The organism is Cupriavidus yeoncheonensis (genome assembly GCF_905397275.1).
In the GTDB taxonomy this organism is placed as follows: Bacteria; Pseudomonadota; Gammaproteobacteria; order Burkholderiales; family Burkholderiaceae; genus Cupriavidus; species Cupriavidus yeoncheonensis.
Map to the genome: position 1 here is coordinate 234877 of NZ_CAJPUY010000009.1, position 13726 is coordinate 248602.

Consider the following 13726-nt stretch of genomic DNA (forward strand, 5'->3'; position numbering starts at 1 on the left):
CGGAATCGGGAAGACAATAAGGGGCAGCCTGGGCTGCCCCTTATGCTGTCTGCGGTAGCAGCTGGAAGCCGCCCTCGTCCAGTTGCAGCACCGCGGCGCGCGGATGGCTGCCGTCGAGGTCCCAGTCGGTCAGCACCCAGCGCACGCTCGAGACGTCCTGGTGTCGGGCGGGTCGGTGCGTGTGGCCATGCACAAGCAGCCGCGCATCGCAGGCTTCAAGGAGTGCCGTCACCGCGGCCGGCGTGGCATCGCCGTATACGACCTGGGTCGGCAGGCCCTGCTCGAGCTGGCGCAGGCGTCCGGCTTCGCTGTCGGCGCGCAGGCGCCGCGCCACCGCCAGCCGTGCCGACAGCGGCAGGGCCAGGAACACTCGCTGCACCCAGGGCTTGCGGGTCCAGCGTCGAAAGCGGTTGTAGCGCTCGTCATCGGTGCACAGCATGTCGCCGTGGCTCAGCACGACGCGCTGGCCGGCGCAGAGAATGACAGTCGGGTCGGGCAGCAAGGTTACGCCCGCAGCGCTGGCAAAGCGCTTGCCCAACAGGAAGTCGCGGTTGCCGTGCATCAGGTAGACCGGCACGCCGCGCCCGGCCAGCGCGCGCAGCGCCATCGCCACCTGCGTGGCAAACGGGGAGCTGGTCTCTTCGTCTCCGACCCAGAACTCGAAGAAGTCGCCCAGGATGAAGAGCGTGCGGGCCTCTTTGGCGGCGCGCTCCAGCACGCGCTCGAACGCGGCCAGCGTGCGGGGCATGCCCGGGGTCAGGTGCAGGTCGGAAATGAACCACGCCGGCGCCTGTACCTCGAGGGGACCGGCCACCGGCGTGGTGGGGATTGCGGTCATGCGCGCGGCCCGAACGGTGTGGTTGCCGGCAGGAGAGGCTGCATGAAGCCGCAATCGTGAGGCATGGGTCGCGTACTTACTCGACGACCACGGCCTTTTCGATCACCACGTCTTCCAGCGGCACGTCCTGGTGGAAGCCCGAGCTGCCGGTGCGCACGCCCTTGATCTGCTCGACCACGTCGGTGCCTTCGACGACCTTGCCGAACACGGCATAGCCGAAACCCTGCGGCGTCGGCGAGCTGAAGTTCAGGAAGTCGTTGTCGACCACGTTGATGAAGAACTGGGCCGTGGCGGAGTGGGGCGCATTGGTGCGCGCCATGGCCACGGTGTACTTGTCGTTCTTCAGGCCGTTGCCGGCTTCGTTCTCGATCGGGGCGTCGGTGCCCTTTTGCTTCATGCCGGGTTCGAAGCCGCCGCACTGGATCATGAAGTTCTTGATCACGCGATGGAAGATGGTGTTGTCATAGTGGCCCTTGCGGACGTACGACAGGAAGTTCTCGACCGTCTTCGGAGCCTTCTCGGCGTCGAGTTCGATGGTGATGAGACCCTGGTTGGTTTGGAGCTGGACCTTGGACATGGGGCTTTCCTCTGTACGGTGTGTTTATTGAATGATGCTGGCCGACTCGATCACGATGGGCGCGGCCGGCACATTGCGCATGGGGCCGTAGGCCGTGGTCGGCACGTTCTTGATCTTCTCGATCGTATCCATGCCTTCCACCACCTTGCCGAATACGGCGTAGCCGTTGCCGTCCGGCTGCGGGTAGTCGAGATTCGGATTATCCACCACATTGACGAAGAACTGCGCGGTGGCGGAATTCGGGTTGGCGGTGCGTGCCATGGCAACGGTGCCGGCCTTGTTCTTCAGGCCGTTCTGCGCCTCCAGTGGGATCGGCGCGCGCGTGGCCTTCTCCTTCATCTCGCGGTCGAAACCGCCGCCCTGCACCATGAAGCCATTGATCACGCGATGGAAGATGGTGCCGCTGTAGAAGCCGCTCTTCACGTACTCCATGAAGTTGGCGACGGTCTTGGGCGCCGCGTCGGGATAGACCTCGACGGTGAACTTGCCCTGGCTGGTGACGAACTGCACACGTTCGGCCTTCTGCGTCTGCTGGGCCATGGACGGCAGGGCGGACAGGGCCAGTGCGGCGGCGCTCAGGCCGGCCAGGAGGATGCGGCGGGAACGGATCATGACTGCGGCTCCGGTAGTCTTGAAGATTGCGTCGGGCGTTGGCGGCCCGGCGACGGAAGAGGAAAGGGGCTTGGCGGTATCAGCGTGCGGCCGGGGCGCTGGCAGGCGCGTGGATCACAGCCGGGGACGCCGGGCCTGCCGGGTTTCCGGCCGGCCGCAACTGACGCAGCGCCGAGCTGGCGCGCACGTCGCCAGGGTTGCGGCGCACGGCCTCGGCATAGGCCTGTTCGGCCAGGCGGCGGTAGACGTCGCCCAGGTTGGTATAGCCAACGGCAAAGGCGGGTTTGACCTCCGTGGCGAGCAGCAGCTCCGCTTCCGCGCGCTTCAGGTCACCGCGCTTCGCGTAGAGCAGCGCCAGGTTGTTGTGCGGCTCGGGCAGTTCGGGGAAGTCCTGCGCCATTTCGGCGAAGGCCTGGATCGCCTCGTCCTCGCGGCCAGCCTGCGCCATGGCCCAGGCGCGCTCGAAACGGGCCTGCGCATTGCGCGGGTTGGTGGCCAGCACGCGGTCGTAGCTGGAAATGGCTTCGTCGTAGCGCTTGCCGGCGGCGGCGCGTTCGGCCTTGGCCATGCCAGGATCGGCCGAGCGCGGGCCCGATGGCGGCGCGGTCGGGGCGGCCAGGGACAGCGGGCCGTTCTGCGCATGGGCGGTGCCTGCCAGCGCGGCAAGGACGGCCAGTGCGGTCATGGCGCGGCGCGCTGGGGCGAGGCGCTCGGTGGGCAGGGTCAGGCTCATTGAAGGAGGGTCCGTTATACTCCGCGGCATTCTAGCAAAGCGGCACAGCTGGCACGACGCGCGTGCATGCGGCCGCGCCGGGGCGCCGCCGGGGGCTGCGCTCGCAGTGCGTGGCGGCAAGGCGCTTCCGGTAAGATATGGGGCTCCGGTGTTTGTGCGTGCACCATCGCGCCGGGCCCGACGACGCCGTCGCGGGCCGGACGACTGCGTGCCGGCAGGCACCTCACATCACACTCATTGCTTCATGCAGCTTCTGAACATCTACAACACGCTCGCGCGTGAGAAACAGCCATTCGTGCCCATCGAACCCGGCAAGGTCCGCATGTATGTGTGCGGCATGACCGTGTACGACTACTGTCACGTCGGCCACGCGCGCGTGATGGTGGTGTTCGACATGGTGCACCGCTGGCTGCGCGCCGCGGGCTACGAGGTGACCTTCGTCCAGAACATCACGGATATCGACGACAAGATCATCCGCCGCGCGGCCGAGAACGGCGAGACGATCGGCCAGCTGACCACGCGCTTCATCCAGTACATGCACGAGGATGCCGACGCGCTGGGCATCGTCCGCCCGGACCACGAGCCGCGCGCAACCGACTACGTGCCGCAGATGCTCGACCTGATCGGCAAGCTCGAAGCGAAGGGCCTTGCCTACCAGGCGACCGATGGCGACGTGAACTACTCGGTGCGCAAGTTCGATGGCTATGGCAAGTTGTCCGGCAAGTCGGTGGAAGACCTGCGCGCCGGCGAGCGCGTGACGGCCAACGATGCCAAGCAGGACCCGCTGGATTTCGTGCTGTGGAAGTCGGCCAAGGCAAGCGAGCCGCCCGAGAGCAAGTGGGACTCGAAGTGGGGCATGGGCCGCCCGGGGTGGCATATCGAATGCTCGGCCATGAGCTGCACGCTGCTGGGCGAGCATTTCGATATCCACGGCGGCGGCGCGGACCTGCAGTTCCCGCACCACGAGAACGAGATCGCCCAGTCCGAGGGCGCGAGCGGCAAGCCGTTCGTCAATGTGTGGATGCACAACGGCTTCGTGCGCGTGAATGACGAGAAAATGTCGAAATCGCTCGGCAACTTCTTCACGATCCGCGAAGTGCTGAAGGAGTACGACCCGGAAGTCGTGCGTTTCTTCATCCTGCGCGCGCACTACCGCAGCCCGCTGAACTACAGCGATGCCCATCTGGACGACGCCCGCCACGCGCTGACCCGTCTCTACACCGCGCTCAAGGACACCCAGCCCGGCGGCTATGCCGTTGACTGGGATGAGCCGCACGCGAAGCGCTTTGCCGAGGCCATGGGCGACGACTTCAACACGCCGATCGCCATGTCGGTGCTGTTCGACCTGGCCAGCGAGATCAACCGGACCGGCTCCTCCGTGGCGGCCCGCCAGCTCAAGGGACTGGCCGGCACGCTGGGCCTGCTCGAGCGCGACCCGCACACGTTCCTGCAGGGCGGCAAGCAGGCCAATGGCCCCACGCCGGAAGAGATCGAGGCACAGATCGCTGCGCGCAAGGCCGCCAAGGCCGGGCGCAACTTCGCCGAAGCCGACCGCATCCGCGCGGAACTGCTCGCCGCGGGCATCGTGCTGGAAGACAAGCCGGGCGGTGCGACCGAATGGAGGCGTGCTTGAACGCTGCCGCGCGCAAGCCCGCCACGCCGGCCAAGACCCCCGCTTCCCGTGCCGCCAAGGGCAGCGCGAAGGAAGGGAAGGTCGTGCTGCCGGAAGCCGAGGCATTGCCGCTGCCGGTCGAGACCGTCGTCGATGCCGTACGCCCGGCGTACTGGGATGAGGCCTGTGCCGACCTGATGAAGCGCGACCGCATCCTGCGCAAGATGATCCCGACGTACGGCCCGGCGCATCTGGTGTCGCGCGGCGATCCGTTCATCACGCTGGCGCGATCGGTGGTGGGTCAGCAGATTTCGGTCAAGGCGGCGCAATCGGTGTGGGAGCGCCTGGTCGACGCCTGCCCGAAGCTGACGCCTGCGCAGTTCCTGCGCGCCGGGCCTGAAAAGCTGGCCGCATGCGGGCTGTCGCGGCGCAAGGCCGAGTACATTGCCGACCTGGCGGACCACTTCAAGGCTGGCCGCGTCCATGTGAGCGAATGGGCGGTGATGGACGATGAAGCCGTCATTGCAGAGCTGACGCAGATCCGCGGCATCGGCCGCTGGACGGCCGAGATGTTCCTGATGTTCAATCTGATGCGGCCCAACGTGCTGCCCCTGGATGACGTCGGGCTCATCAACGCCATCTCGACCAATTACTTCAGCGGCGAGCCCGTGACCCGTAGCGAGGCGCGCGAAGTCGCGGCAAACTGGGAACCCTGGCGAACGGTGGCGACGTGGTATATGTGGCGTAGTCTCGACCCGTTGCCGGTGACGTATTAGGCATAGTCGTAACAAAAAGTAGCTGCAGGTGCAGTAAAGGCTATCTGCCCGGTGCAAAGATAGCGGCTAAATTCCGGTAGAATGCGCCCCTTCACAGACAGGTACGTGTGATTTTATGAAAACCACCTTCCTGGATTTTGAGCAGCCCATTGCCGAACTCGAGGCAAAGATCGAAGAACTGCGCTTTGTGCAGGACGATTCGGCTGTCGATATTTCCGAAGAGATTTCGCGGCTGGCTGGCAAGAGCCAGCAGCTCACCAAGGACATCTACGCCAACCTGACCCCGTGGCAGGTTGCGCAGATCGCCCGCCATCCGCAGCGCCCGTACACGCTCGACTACGTGCGTGAGATCTTCACCGATTTCCACGAGCTGCATGGCGACCGCACCTTTGCCGACGATCTTTCGATCGTTGGCGGCCTGGCCCGCTTCAACGGCCAGTCGTGCATGGTCATCGGCCACCAGAAGGGGCGTGACACGAAAGAGCGCGCCATGCGCAATTTCGGCATGCCCAAGCCCGAGGGCTATCGCAAGGCCAAGCGCCTGATGGAACTGGCCGACAAGTTCGGCCTGCCGATCTTCACCTTCGTGGATACGCCGGGCGCGTTCCCCGGCATCGATGCCGAAGAGCGTGGCCAGTCCGAAGCGATCGGCCATAACCTCTACGTGATGGCCGGCCTGAAGGTGCCCCTGATCGCCACGATCATCGGCGAAGGCGGTTCGGGCGGTGCCCTGGCCATTGCCGTTGGCGACGTGGTGCAGATGCTGCAATTCGCCACCTACGCCGTGATCTCGCCGGAAGGCTGCGCCTCGATCCTGTGGAAGACGGCAGAGAAGGCGCCGGAAGCCGCGGAAGCCCTCGGCCTGACCGCCCACCGCCTGAAGGCGCTGGGCCTGATCGACAAGATCGTCAGCGAGCCGCTGGGCGGCGCTCACCGCGATGTCAAGGGCATGGCCGCCATGCTCAAGCGTTCGCTGGCCGAATCGCTGCGCCAGTTCCAGGGCGTGAGCGTGAAGGAGCTGCAGGCGCGCCGCTACGAGCGCCTGCTCGCCTATGGCAAGTTCAAGGAAACCGGCGTCCAGGACTGACTTGTCCGAGCGCCTGACCGACAAGGTCGCACAGGCCCTCCAGGCCAGTGCGGCCTTTGTTGTTTCTGGTGGTGCGGGGTCCGGTCCGGCCGCAATGGTGGTGGCCGTGGCGCTGTCCGGCGGCCGCGATTCGGTGGCGCTGCTCCATGCCGCGCAGGCCGCGGTGTCCGCATGGAACCTGCCGGCCCGCGTGGTGGCCCTGCACGTGCATCATGGCCTGCAGGCGCAGGCAGACGACTGGGACAGGTTCTGCGCGGAGCTGTGCGCGCGCTGGCAGCTGGGCTATTTCGTGCGGCGTGTCTCGGTGCAAGCCGGCACGGGCGAGGGCATCGAAGCCGCCGCGCGGCGCGCGCGCTACGAGGCGCTCGGCGAGATGTGCCGCGCAAGCGGTGCCGGACTGCTGCTGTTTGCCCACCATCTCGACGACCAGGTCGAAACCGTACTGCTCAGGCTTTTTCGCGGCGCAGGCGTGGCGGGCATGGCCGGCATGCCCGCCACGCGCCGGCTGGACGAAGACGCCGACATCGTATTGCTGCGGCCTTGGCTGGAGGTGCCGCGCGCCGATATCGATGGCTATTGCGCCTCGCATGAGCTGGTGTGGATCGAAGACCCATCCAACGACAGCACGCGTTACGCGCGCAACGCGCTGCGCGCGCAATTGCCGCAGCTGGAGCAGGCATTTCCCGCGTTGCGCGCAAATGTTGCGCAGGCCGCGGTCCATTTTGCGCAGGCCGCCAGCATGCTCGACGACCTGGCAGGCGCCGCACTGGCGCGCCTGGTTGTGCCAGGGCGCGATGCCGACACACTGGCCGAGCTGGACCTGCCGGGCCTTTGCGCATTACCGGCATCCCATGCCGATGCCGTGCTGCGCCTCTGGCTGCGCGACCTCGGCACCCGTGCGCCGTCGACGGCCAGGCTGGCCGCGATGCGAGAGCAATTGCTCGACCACGGTGGCGGCGAGCCGGCCATTGCGCATGACGGCCTGGTGCTGCGCAGATTCCAGGGCAGGGTCCTGGCCTGCAGGCGCGAGCCCGACACGCTGCCCGCGCCTCAGGCGTTCTCGTGGCGTGGCGAGGCGCGCATCGTGGTGCCGGCCTGGCGCGGCGAACTGCACTTCACGCGCGACGATACCTTTGGCGTGCCCGAAGCCATGTTGCGGCAGCCGCTACGGCTCGCAGGGCGCCACGGCGGCGAGCGCATCGTGCTTCGACCCGGTGGCCCCGCGCGCGCGCTCAAGCAGGCCTACCAGGAGGCCGGCGTGCCACGCTGGCGGCGATGCTGGCTGCCGCTGCTGTGGGCCGGCGATGTGCTGGTGATGGCTGCGGGCCTTGGCATGCACCGCCGCTGGGGCGAAGCGCCGCACGCGCCGCGCTGGCGTGTCGAGTGGGTGCAGGCGGCAATCGGGGCAAGCTGCGAGCAGCCCGGGGCTGGTCGCCCACATCACTTTCCGTCATAGTCCAACGCGTCTGCGCCTTGCCTGATGGGCTCGCTTCGTGTATTTTCAAGGGCTTTGCACAATCGCTGGCGTCGACAAGAAGATGGCTCTCATCGTTCACAAATACGGCGGCACTTCGATGGGTTCCACGGAACGCATCAAGAATGTCGCCAAGCGCGTAGCCAAGTGGCACCGCGCCGGTCACCGCGTAGTCGTGGTGCCTTCGGCCATGTCGGGCGAAACCAATCGCCTGCTGGGACTCGCCAAGGAGATTTCGGCTCAGCCGGATCCGCGTGAGCTGGACATGCTCGCCTCGACTGGCGAACAGGCCAGCGTCGCGCTGCTGGCCATTGCGCTGCACGGCGAAGACATCGACGCGGTCAGCTACACGGGCTGGCAGGTGCCGGTGAAGACCGATTCGTCCTACACCAAGGCCCGCATCGAGTCGATCGACGACGAGCGCATCCTTGGCGATCTCGACGCCGGCCGCGTGGTGGTCATCACCGGCTTCCAGGGCATCGACGACGAGGGCAACATCACGACGCTGGGCCGTGGCGGCTCGGACACCTCGGCCGTGGCCATTGCTGCCGCCATCGAGGCTGACGAATGCCTGATCTATACCGACGTGGATGGCGTGTACACCACCGATCCGCGCGTGGTCGAAGACGCCCGCCGCCTGGACAAGATCACCTTCGAGGAAATGCTGGAAATGGCCAGCCTGGGCTCCAAGGTGCTGCAGATCCGCTCGGTGGAGTTCGCCGGCAAGTACCGCGTGAAGACCCGCGTACTGTCGTCGCTGACCGACCCGCTCATGCCGCTCGAGAACGAAATCAACTCGGGCACGCTGATCACTTTTGAGGAAGATTCCAACATGGAAGCCGCAGTCATCTCCGGCATCGCATTTGCCCGTGACGAAGCCAAGATCACCGTTCTGGGCGTGCCGGACAAGCCGGGCATCGCGTACCAGATCCTGGGCCCGGTCGCCGACGCCAATATCGACGTCGACATGATCATCCAGAACCAGTCGGTGGACGGCAAGACCGACTTCACGTTCACCGTGCCGCGCGGCGACTACCAGCGCACGCTGACGCTGCTGACCGACAGCGTCAAGCCGCACGTTGGCGCGGCCAACGTTTCGGGCGACCCGAAGGTGTCGAAGGTCTCGGTGGTCGGCGTGGGCATGCGCTCGCATGTCGGCGTCGCCAGCAAGATGTTCCGCACGCTTTCCGAAGAAGGCATCAACATCCAGATGATCTCCACCTCGGAAATCAAGATCTCGGTGCTGATCGACGAGAAGTACATGGAACTCGCCGTGCGCGCGCTGCACAAGGCATTCGAACTGGAACAGGCCTGATCCGTTCGTCAGTTTTCTTCTGGCGACGCCGAAATTTTTTGTGTTGAGTGATCGATTTTTCGTTGACCAACCACGAAGGTGTCGCTAGAATTTGCGCTTCGTTGTTCGGCTCCCTCGGACAACGCAAGTTTGGGAGACGTGGCCGAGAGGTCGAAGGCACTCCCCTGCTAAGGGAGCATCTGGGCCAAAACCTGGATCGAGGGTTCGAATCCCTCCGTCTCCGCCAGCAATGGCGGCGAACCCCGGAAGATCGCGGTCTTCCGGGGTTTTGTTTTTTGTACCCCCCATCTTATCCCAGCGCGCAAAGAAGGCCGGCGTGGCTCAGCCCGGGCTCGGCACTAATTGGCGACGCCGAGACGCGCTCATTTCGGCCATTCGCTCCGAGCGCTTTCCGCTAGCGAGCGTGATGATGCGTTGAAGACCTGCTTCTGCGGCGCTATCCAACTGCATCCAAATGGGCCTTCCCGAGACACCGAACCAACGTCCCTGTGTTGCCTCCGTAGCCGAAGGCGAGGCGCGAATACAGCTATTGGATCCTCTTGAAGCGTTTGAGCCATTCTGATCCTGGCATTCAGGATGTCACGGCAAGCATCACGGAAGTCGCACTGCGAGGTGCGAGGTGCGAGTTGCGCGTTGTCTCGGCGTCAGTCCATAGTGAAGCCCGAGCTACTGCAAGGTTAGTCTTTGGGCTTGTGCGTGATGTCGATTTCGCCTTCCCGGTTGAACGCCACCAGCGCCTCGCGGAATTCGAGACAGAGCGGGGACAGATAGCCGTCGTCGCGCCATAGCAGGGCGACCTCGGGCTCGGGCAGCCTCACGCCATCGGCAATCACGCACAAGCCGTGGCCATCCGGCCCCGTCAGCGCGCGATGCGGCAGCAGCCCAAGCAGGTCCGTGTTGCGCAGCAATTCGGCAATCGGGACCCCGGAGCCTGTCCATTCCACCGAGACGCGCGGCGGCGGCAGGCCGAGTTCGGCGAACTGGTGGCCCAACACTTGATAAAGGCTCGACGAGGTCTGCGGCAGGGCCCAACGCTCGTTGGCAAGGTCGGCCAGTGTCCTGAAGGCCGGTCTCCGGGGGTGGTCTTCCCGGGCGACGATGCGCAGGTTCAGCGGCTGCAGCGGGGCACGGCAAACATCGTCCGGCACGTCGGCGGTGAGTCCGCCGCAGGCGAAGTCGACCTCGCCGGATTGCAGCGCCTGGATCGCGCCCAGCGTGAGGCGCGTCTCGACGGCGAAGCTTGCCAGGGGCCGATGCGCGAGGAACCGCGCAATCACCGGTGTCAGCACCGTGGCAACGAGATAGGGCGTCGCCGCAAGCCGGATCTTTCCTGAGCGGGCTGCGCGCTGGGCCTCGATTTCCTGTTCGAAGTCATGCGTGGCCAGCACCACCTGCCGCGCGCGCGCCAGCAGCGATTCGCCCACCAGTGTGAGCGTCACGCCGCGCGAAGAGCGCTCGAACAGGCGCATGCCGGCATCCGCTTCCAGCCGCCCGAGCGCCTTGGAAAGCGCGGACTGCGTCACGCCCATGTGCTCGGTGGCCCGATGCAGGCTGCCATGTTGCGCCACGAGCATAAAGGCTCGAAGGTCGTCTGTCCGCATATCGCTTCCATGGTGTGAGCTGTTGCCAGTATTCCAGATCGGAATCACCGCGCCCAGACGGGGAATCACTGACGTTCCCCTCGCTCCGTACAGTTGACCTCCGACACATGCATGGTCTGAACCGAATTCAAAGAGCGGCCGGGCCTCGCCCGCCGACACAAAGGAAAACTGCAATGAATACGATCCCGGAAGCGCTCGATTCGAGCCTGATCTCCGCCCTGGGCGATGATGTCCAATGTCACGAGCGCGCGGCAGGGCAGCCGCCGCTCTTCATCGAGCCGAAGGGCGGGGCCTTGCTGGACCGCGACCGCTTCCGCGCCTGGACGCGACGGGTGAAGCCCGCGCTCGAGCAACTCATCGTCCGCCATGGCGGCATCGTGCTGCGCGGCTTTCCCACACCGGAGACCGAGGACTTTGCCGACATCGTCGAGCAGTTCCCCCCGTTCCAGGACGGCTATGTCGGTGGACGCGCCCCCCGCCTGCAGATCTCCGGCCGCGTGATGGAATCGACTCGCCTGGACGCAGGCGTCAGGCTCGGCGTGCATTCGGAGATGGCGTACCGCAGGCACTATCCCGGGCGCATCGCCTTCTTCTCCCGGCTCACCGCGCCCGTCGGCGGCGAAACCACAATTGCCGACGCGCGCCAGTTCGTCGAAGGGATCGGGCCAGAACTGGTCGAGAAGATCGCCGCCATCGGCATTCGCTCGGCACTGAGCTATGGCCCGAAGAGCGACACTGTCGAGTCGTCGTATGAAGACCAGGACCGGTACGGCTGGAATCATGCCTTCGGCACCGAAGATCCTGCCGAGGTCGAGGCGCGATGCGCGAGCCGCGGCCTGCAGCCGCTGTGGCATGACGACGGTTCGCTGACGGTCTTCGCCACGCTGGAGCCCTTCCTGAACCACCCCGTCACGGGCACGAAGCTGTACCGCTCGGGCCTGCACCGCGACCACACCGCGATGGCAGTCCTGAACCCGGAGATGCGCAAGAACCAGAAGTACCCGACCGGCATGTTCCTCGCCAACGGACAGCGGCTCAGCAACGAGGAGGTCGACCACATCAACGCGGTATGCGACAGGTTCACCTATAGCTGGCCCTGGCGCAACGGCGACGTCATGATCCTCGACAACCTGCAGGTATGGCACGGCCGCAATCCCTATGAGGGCCGGCGCGACGTACAGGTTGCGCTGCTCGACTGAGGGGGGGGCGGCCCGGCGCCGAGCCGGTACACGCTTCCAACCATGACGATGAGCCGCGGCACTGAGTGGCCGCGGCATCCACGACTACATAACCAGAACAAGCAGGAGACAAACCATGAGCGCATTCCGGCGCTTCGCCCCCACGCTGGCGATCGCGGCTGCGGCCGTGTTGGGCATCAACGCATCCCGGGCGGCTGAACCGTCCTACCCGGCACGGCCGGTCAAGGTCGTCGTGCCGTCCGTCGCGGGCGGACCGATCGACACGGTGTCCCGTCTCGTCAGCGACAGGCTGGGCGCGCGCCTTGGCACCAGTTTCTACATCGAGAACAAGCCGGGCGGCAACGTGCAGATCGGCAGCAACTACGTGGCGAAGTCGGATCCGGACGGCTATACGCTGCTGACCACGTCGCCGGCCCATGTCACCAATCCGCTGCTCTACAGCAAGCTGCCCTACGATCCCCTCAAAGACCTGACCGGGGTGGCAATGATGGCCCGCGTGCCGCTGCTGGTGGTGGTGAATGCGGACCTGCCGGTCCACTCGGTGCAGGAACTGGTGGCATGGGCCAAGGCACACCCGAACCAGGTGCGCTACGGCACCTCGGGCGCCGGCTCCACCGCGAACCTGGCCGCCGAACTGTTTGCCATGCACGCCGGCATCAAGCTGGATCACGTGCCCTACAAGGGCGCCGCCGCCGTCCTGCCGGACGTGCTCGCCGGGCGCGTCGAGATGACGGTCGACACCTTGCAACTGCTCGGGCCCTACGTCAAGTCAGGCAAGCTGCGCGCGATCGCCTTCACCGGCGCGAAGCGAGTGCCGGCGTTGCCCAATGTTCCCACGCTGGCGGAGTCGGGCTATCCGGATGCCGTGGCAATGTCCTGGCTGGCCATCGTGGCGCCGGCCAGGACGCCGCAGCACGTCATCGACAAGCTGGCGCAGACGACCACCGAAGTGCTGCAGGAAGACAAGGTCCGCAAGCGCATCGCCGAGTACGGCATGGAAGCCGATGTCATGACCCCGGCGCAGGTCAACCGGTATTTTGATGCGGAGAGCCAGCGCTGGAGCAAGGTCATCAAGGCCGGAAACATCCACGTGGAATGAGGAGCCAGACATGAACGAGCAGACTTCCGTTCCCCAGGACGCCGTGCGAGGCCTCGTCAGCGAGGCCGAGTGGCGCGCCCGCGTGGAACTCGCCGCATGCTACCGGCTGATGGACCGGTACGGCATGACGGACCTCATCTACAACCACATCACGCTGCGTATTCCAGGCACCGAGCACCTGCTCATCAATGCCTACGGGTATCTCTACTCCGAGATCTGTGCGTCGAGCCTGATCACGATCGACCTCGATGGCAAGGTGTTGCTGGCACCGCAGAACGCGCATGGCTACGAGGTCAACCGCGCCGGCATGGTGATCCACACGGCCATCCACAAGGCCAGGCCCGACGTCTCGTGCGTGATCCACACCCACACCCGTGCCGGCATGGCCTTGTCGGCGCTGGCGTCCGGGCTGTTGCCCATGACGCAGACCGCGCTGCGCTTCTACGGCAAGACCGGCTACCACGACTTCGACAGCCCGGTGCTCCAACTCGGCCAGCAGGCGCCGCTGGTCAATTCCCTGGGCAACCATGAAGTGGTGATCCTGCGCAACCACGGGCTGCTTGCCGTGGGGCCGAGCGTGGCCGAGGCATTCAGCCGCATGTACTGGCTGGAGATGGCCTGCCGCACGCAGGTAGACGCCATGGCATGCGGTACCGGGCTGACCCTGCCGGACCAGCAGGCCATCGACGACACGCGCGCCGTCATGGACGCCCGCGACAACACCTTTGGCAGGCGGGAATGGCCCGCATTGCTGCGCCAGGTGGAGCGCATGGATCCGACCTACAAGGACTGACCGGCAGTCG

The 13726-nt window shown here is 65.7% G+C and carries 13 protein-coding genes and 1 tRNA gene; 9 read left to right on the forward strand and 5 right to left on the reverse strand.

Annotated elements, in window-relative coordinates:
- Window positions 1–40 precede the first annotated feature (40 nt).
- The 4 genes from KHO22_RS14665 to KHO22_RS14680 all read right to left on the reverse strand — a co-directional run bounded on the left by KHO22_RS14665 (window position 41) and on the right by KHO22_RS14680 (window position 2760).
- The gene (locus tag KHO22_RS14665) at window positions 41–838 is read right to left on the reverse strand and encodes a UDP-2,3-diacylglucosamine diphosphatase (protein WP_211947867.1); all 798 of its coding nucleotides are present in this window, start codon (window positions 836–838) and stop codon (window positions 41–43) included.
- A gap of 76 nt (window positions 839–914) precedes the next feature.
- Window positions 915–1415: a peptidylprolyl isomerase gene (locus KHO22_RS14670; protein WP_211947868.1), complete on the reverse strand. Its 501-nt coding sequence runs from the start codon at window positions 1413–1415 to the stop codon at window positions 915–917.
- Between the two features lie 24 nt (window positions 1416–1439).
- Window positions 1440–2027, reverse strand: a complete 588-nt coding sequence (locus KHO22_RS14675) for a peptidylprolyl isomerase (protein ID WP_211947869.1) — start codon at window positions 2025–2027, stop codon at window positions 1440–1442.
- Window positions 2028–2106: 79 nt separating this feature from the next.
- Entirely contained in the window at window positions 2107–2760 is a 654-nt protein-coding gene (locus KHO22_RS14680; RefSeq protein ID WP_211947870.1) for a tetratricopeptide repeat protein, read from the reverse strand.
- A gap of 244 nt (window positions 2761–3004) precedes the next feature.
- On the opposite strand from KHO22_RS14680, the gene cysS reads away from it, so the two are divergent.
- The 6 genes from cysS (at window position 3005) to KHO22_RS14710 (ending at window position 9250) form a co-directional block, all read left to right on the forward strand.
- Window positions 3005–4393 carry a cysteine--tRNA ligase gene (gene cysS / locus KHO22_RS14685; protein ID WP_211947871.1) on the forward strand — a complete coding sequence of 463 codons (1389 nt, stop codon included), beginning with the start codon at window positions 3005–3007 and terminating at the stop codon, window positions 4391–4393.
- Complete coding sequence (locus KHO22_RS14690; RefSeq protein ID WP_211947872.1) at window positions 4378–5148, forward strand: DNA-3-methyladenine glycosylase family protein; 771 nt, start codon at window positions 4378–4380, stop codon at window positions 5146–5148. The genes cysS and KHO22_RS14690 overlap by 16 nt, the downstream gene beginning before the upstream one ends.
- Before the next feature lie 115 nt (window positions 5149–5263).
- Window positions 5264–6235 (forward strand): acetyl-CoA carboxylase carboxyltransferase subunit alpha, encoded by a 972-nt coding sequence (locus tag KHO22_RS14695; RefSeq protein ID WP_211947873.1) that lies wholly within the window; start codon window positions 5264–5266, stop codon window positions 6233–6235.
- Window positions 6201–7691, forward strand: a complete 1491-nt coding sequence (gene tilS, locus KHO22_RS14700; RefSeq protein ID WP_211947874.1) for a tRNA lysidine(34) synthetase TilS — start codon at window positions 6201–6203, stop codon at window positions 7689–7691. Before KHO22_RS14695 ends, tilS begins: the two co-directional genes overlap by 35 nt.
- An 82-nt stretch (window positions 7692–7773) precedes the next feature.
- The gene (locus KHO22_RS14705; RefSeq protein ID WP_211947875.1) at window positions 7774–9024 is read left to right on the forward strand and encodes an aspartate kinase; all 1251 of its coding nucleotides are present in this window, start codon (window positions 7774–7776) and stop codon (window positions 9022–9024) included.
- A gap of 132 nt (window positions 9025–9156) precedes the next feature.
- A tRNA-Ser gene (locus KHO22_RS14710) sits at window positions 9157–9250 on the forward strand.
- Between the two features lie 451 nt (window positions 9251–9701).
- On the opposite strand, the gene KHO22_RS14715 is transcribed toward KHO22_RS14710, so the two are convergent.
- Window positions 9702–10625, reverse strand: a complete 924-nt coding sequence (locus KHO22_RS14715) for a LysR family transcriptional regulator (protein WP_211947919.1) — start codon at window positions 10623–10625, stop codon at window positions 9702–9704.
- Between the two features lie 173 nt (window positions 10626–10798).
- Between KHO22_RS14715 and KHO22_RS14720 the strand changes: the two genes are divergently transcribed.
- From KHO22_RS14720 to KHO22_RS14730, 3 genes are all read left to right on the forward strand, one after another.
- Complete coding sequence (locus KHO22_RS14720; RefSeq protein ID WP_211947876.1) at window positions 10799–11824, forward strand: TauD/TfdA family dioxygenase; 1026 nt, start codon at window positions 10799–10801, stop codon at window positions 11822–11824.
- Window positions 11825–11939: 115 nt separating this feature from the next.
- Window positions 11940–12923 carry a Bug family tripartite tricarboxylate transporter substrate binding protein gene (locus KHO22_RS14725; RefSeq protein WP_211947877.1) on the forward strand — a complete coding sequence of 328 codons (984 nt, stop codon included), beginning with the start codon at window positions 11940–11942 and terminating at the stop codon, window positions 12921–12923.
- Window positions 12924–12933: 10 nt separating this feature from the next.
- Window positions 12934–13716 (forward strand): class II aldolase/adducin family protein, encoded by a 783-nt coding sequence (locus tag KHO22_RS14730; protein WP_211947878.1) that lies wholly within the window; start codon window positions 12934–12936, stop codon window positions 13714–13716.
- Window positions 13717–13726: the final 10 nt, after the last annotated feature.